At 46.5% G+C, this 4,963-nt stretch carries 2 tRNA genes and 3 rRNA genes; all 5 read left to right on the top strand.

Going from position 1 to position 4,963, the window contains the following annotated elements:
• Nucleotides 1–752 (top strand): 16S ribosomal RNA (locus PF327_RS11330); the annotation flags it as partial.
• A gap of 128 nt (nt 753–880) precedes the next feature.
• Nucleotides 881–956 (top strand) — tRNA-Ala (locus tag PF327_RS11325).
• 114 nt (nt 957–1,070) lie between these two features.
• Nucleotides 1,071–1,147: transfer RNA gene (locus tag PF327_RS11320), tRNA-Ile, on the top strand.
• A gap of 290 nt (nt 1,148–1,437) precedes the next feature.
• Nucleotides 1,438–4,601: ribosomal RNA gene (locus PF327_RS11315) — 23S ribosomal RNA — on the top strand.
• A gap of 153 nt (nt 4,602–4,754) precedes the next feature.
• Nucleotides 4,755–4,870: ribosomal RNA gene (gene rrf / locus PF327_RS11310) — 5S ribosomal RNA — on the top strand.
• Nucleotides 4,871–4,963 lie beyond the last annotated feature (93 nt).

The following is a 4,963-nucleotide window of genomic DNA, read 5'->3' as shown; positions in this document are numbered from 1 at the left end:
GGATTAGATACCCTGGTAGTCCACGCCCTAAACGATGAATGTTAGTCGTCGGGTAGCTAGTCTATTCGGTGATGCAGCTAACGCATTAAACATTCCGCCTGGGGAGTACGGTCGCAAGATTAAAACTCAAAGGAATAGACGGGGACCCGCACAAGTGGTGGAGCATGTGGTTTAATTCGAAGATACGCGAAGAACCTTACCTAGCCTTGACATATTTAAGAACACTTTAGAGATAGAGTGGTGCCTTCGGGAGCTTTTATACAGGTGCTGCACGGCTGTCGTCAGCTCGTGTCGTGAGATGTTGGGTTAAGTCCCGCAACGAGCGCAACCCTCGTCACTAGTTACTAACGGTTCGGCCGAGGACTCTAGTGAGACTGCCTTCGCAAGGAGGAGGAAGGTGAGGACGACGTCAAGTCATCATGGCCCTTACGGCTAGGGCAACACACGTGCTACAATGGCCAGGACAATGAGAAGCAATACTGCGAGGTGGAGCAAATCTATAAACCTGGTCTCAGTTCGGATAGCAGTCTGCAACTCGACTGCTTGAAGCTGGAATCACTAGTAATCGTAGATCAGCTATGCTACGGTGAATACGTTCCCGGGTCTTGTACTCACCGCCCGTCACACCATGGGAGTTGATTTCACCCGAAGCGGGGAAGCTAAACTGGCTACCCTCCACGGTGGAATCAGCGACTGGGGTGAAGTCGTAACAAGGTAACCGTAGGAGAACCTGCGGTTGGATCACCTCCTTTCAGAGTATAGATGATGTTTCCTCACAGAACATCATCACAAACACAAATAAGACTTGGTTTGTTTTATGTTCGATCATAACTTACTGTTTGGTTGTCAAAGATTATTCGGATCTTTGACGTTACAACCTGGGGAATTAGCTCAGCTGGGAGAGCGCCTGCTTTGCACGCAGGAGGTCATCGGTTCGATCCCGTTATTCTCCACCATTTCTGAAAAGAGATGATGGATTGGAAAACTTAATAGAAGTATTCAAGTGAATGTTTCTATTAGGTTTTACACNGGTTGTCAAAGATTATTAGGATCTTTGATGTACCTCATATGGGCGTATAGCTCAGCTGGTTAGAGTGCACCCCTGATAAGGGTGAGGTCCCAGGTTCAAGTCCTGGTACGCCCACCATATGTTTAATGAAAGTATTTACTTTAAATATTTTCATTAGACATGTGTCTAAATGTTATTTAACTTATTATTGTTAAGAGTCTAACGTAATGTTGCATGATATGGATTTATTCATAACATACAAAAAAATTACAATTTAACAGAAAATTATCAGAAATGATAACTTTCATGTGCAAGAAACTCAATAATTAGAAGATGTAAGAATCTTCAACTTATTAAACAACTAAACCATAAACAGAGAGATCTGTGAATGACTTATTTGCATTTAATAAGGTAGTACCTTAGAATTAATTAAATTAATCTAAGGGCAGATGGTGGATGCCTAGACCAGGAGAGGCGATGAAGGACGTACTAGGCTGCGATAAGCCAGGGGGAGCTGCCAAGAAGCTTTGATCCCTGGATTTCCGAATGGGGCAACCCGGCATGTTGCGAAGCATGTCACTCTTAGGAGAGCGAACGTGGGGAAGTGAAACATCTCAGTACCCACAGGAAAAGAAATCAACCGAGATTCCCTTAGTAGCGGCGAGCGAAAAGGGAGTAGCCCTAAAGAGTTTAAGGTGTTAGTAGAATAAGCTGGAATGCTTGACCGTAGAGGGTGAAAGTCCCGTATACGAAAACTAATTAGACTTTATTCGAGTAGGTCGGGACACGTGAAACCCTGACTGAATATGGGAGGACCACCTTCCAAGGCTAAATACTACTCCAGGATCGATAGTGAACCAGTACCGTGAGGGAAAGGTGAAAAGAACCGCAGTGAGCGGAGTGAAATAGAACCTGAAACCATCTGCCTACAATCATTCAGAGCCCTATGTTTTATACAGGGTGATGGACTGCCTTTTGCATAATGAGCCTGCGAGTTATGGTGACTAGCAAGGTTAAACACACGTGAAGCCGTAGCGAAAGCGAGTCTTAATAGGGCGATAGTTAGTTGCTGTAGACCCGAAACTAAGTGATCTATCCATGGGCAGGTTGAAGCTGGTGTAAGAGCTAGTGGAGGACCGAACGGGTGGAGGTTTAAAACTCCTCCGATGACCTGTGGATAGGGGTGAAAGGCCAATCAAACTTAGTGATAGCTGGTTCTCTCCGAAATATATTTAGGTATAGCGTCATGTTCGAAGCATATGGGGGTAGAGCACTGATTGGGCTAGGGCCTACACCAAGGTACCAAACCCAGTCAAACTCCGAATACCATATGTGAATTCATGGCAGTCAGGTGGTGGGTGATAAAATCCATCATCGAGAGGGAAACAGCCCAGACTACCAGCTAAGGTCCCAAAGTTCTATTTAAGTGGAAAAGGATGTGGAGTTGCTTAGACAACCAGGAGGTTGGCTTAGAAGCAGCCATCCTTTAAAGAAAGCGTAACAGCTCACTGGTCTAGCGATTCTGCGCCGAAAATATAACGGGGCTAAAATAGACACCGAAGCTGTAGATTTAGTATTTATACTAAGTGGTAGGAGAGCGTTCTAGTCAGCATTGAAGCCATACCGGTAAGGAGTGGTGGAGCGGCTAGAAGTGAGCATGCAGGCATGAGTAGCGAGAAAACAGGTGAGAATCCTGTTCGCCGTAAACCCAAGGGTTCCTACACTATGCTCGTCATTGTAGGGTTAGTCGGGTCCTAAGCTGAGTCCGAAAGGGGTAAGCGATGGCAAATTGGTTAATATTCCAATACCAACTAATAGTTTAGTACGAAGGGGGGACGCATAGGGTTAAACGAGGTCACTGATGGAATAGTGGCTCGAAGGGTGTAGATAAGCTGGATAGGAAAATCCGCCGGCTGTTTTCGAGACCTGACAGGCTGATGACGCTCTTCGGAGCTGATTCAGAATCGTTGATACCGTCGTGCCAAGAAAAGCCTCTAAGTGTATTATTAGTTGCCCGTACCGTAAACCGACACAGGTGGGTGAGATGAGTATTCTAAGGCGCGTGGAAGAACCCTGGTTAAGGAACTCTGCAAACTAGCACCGTAACTTCGGAATAAGGTGTGCCTACTCTTGTATATGGACTTGCTCCAAAAAGCGAGAGAGGTTGCAACAAAGAGTCCCTCCCGACTGTTTATCAAAAACACAGCACTTTGCTAACTCGTAAGAGGATGTATAAGGTGTGACGCCTGCCCGGTGCTTGAAGGTTAATTGATGGGGTTAGTACTTCGGTGCGAAGCTCTTGATCGAAGCCCAAGTAAACGGCGGCCGTAACTATAACGGTCCTAAGGTAGCGAAATTCCTTGTCGGTTAAATACCGACCTGCATGAATGGCGTAACGAGATGGGAGCTGTCTCAACCAGGGATCCAGTGAAATTGTAGTGGAGGTGAAAATTCCTCCTACCCGCGGCAAGACGGAAAGACCCCGTGCACCTTTACTATAGCTTGACACTGCAATTGGGATATATTTGTGCAGGATAGGTGGGAGGCTTTGATTCATCGGCGCCAGCTGATGATGAGCTATCCTTGAGATACCACCCTTATATATTCTGATTGCTAACTTGCGCCAGTTATCCTGGCGGAGGACAATGTCTGGTGGGTAGTTTGACTGGGGCGGTCGCCTCCTAAAAAGTAACGGAGGCTTACNCCGAGACTCAGTGAAATTGAAATCGCTGTGAAGATGCAGTGTACCCGCGGCTAGACGGAAAGACCCCGTGAACCTTTACTACAGCTTGGCACTGAACATTGAACCTACATGTGTAGGATAGGTGGGAGGCTTTGAAGACGTGACGCTAGTTGCGTTGGAGCCGTCCTTGAAATACCACCCTTGTATGTTTGATGTTCTAACTTAGCCCCGTTATCCGGGGTGAGGACAGTGTCTGGTGGGTAGTTTGACTGGGGCGGTCGCCTCCTAAAAAGTAACGGAGGCTTACAAAGGTTGGCTCAGATGGGTTGGAAATCCATCGTAGAGTATAATGGTACAAGCCAGCTTAACTGCGAGACGTACATGTCGAGCAGAGACGAAAGTCGGTCATAGTGATCCGGTGGTTCTGTGTGGAAGGGCCATCGCTCAAAGGATAAAAGGTACGCCGGGGATAACAGGCTGATCTCCCCCAAGAGCTCACATCGACGGGGAGGTTTGGCACCTCGATGTCGGCTCATCGCATCCTGGGGCTGAAGCAGGTCCCAAGGGTATGGCTGTTCGCCATTTAAAGCGGTACGCGAGCTGGGTTCAGAACGTCGTGAGACAGTTCGGTCCCTATCTGCCGTGGGCGTTGGATGATTGAGGAGAGTTGCCCCTAGTACGAGAGGACCGGGGTGAACGAACCACTGGTGTACCAGTTGTCCTGCCAAGGGCATCGCTGGGTAGCTATGTTCGGATGTGATAACCGCTGAAAGCATCTAAGCGGGAAGCCAACTCCAAGATGAATCATCCCTGAAGATCCGCAGAAGACTACTGCGTTGATAGGCTGGGTGTGTAAGTGATGAAAGTCATTTAGCTGACCAGTACTAATAGATCGTTTGTATTTACTTTATTCTTCAAATAGGTACTACCTTATTAAGTGCAAGCTTAATAGTAGAACTTGCAAATGTAATTTTAACATTGCCTAGGCTCTTAACAATACTAAGTTACTCAAAGCTTTTAAGCTGAGAGAAACATGAACACATCGGTGTTTATCTTTCTCTTAGTGGTGGGGCTAGAGGGAGGGTCATACCCAGCTCCATTCCGAACCTGGAAGTCAAGCCTCCCATCGCCGATAATACTGCAGGCTACGCTTGTGGAAATGTAGGTCGCTGCCACTTTGAGTTTTTTATAACACCCCTTCAACTTAAACAATCAACCAACTCTTATCAATTTTAGTTTTTTATCCAACTTTTTTATTGTTTATCTGTTTA

Source organism: Sulfurovum xiamenensis, from assembly GCF_030347995.1.
GTDB lineage: Bacteria > Campylobacterota > Campylobacteria > Campylobacterales > Sulfurovaceae > Sulfurovum > Sulfurovum xiamenensis.
This window is presented reverse-complemented; position numbering and strand designations above follow the sequence as displayed.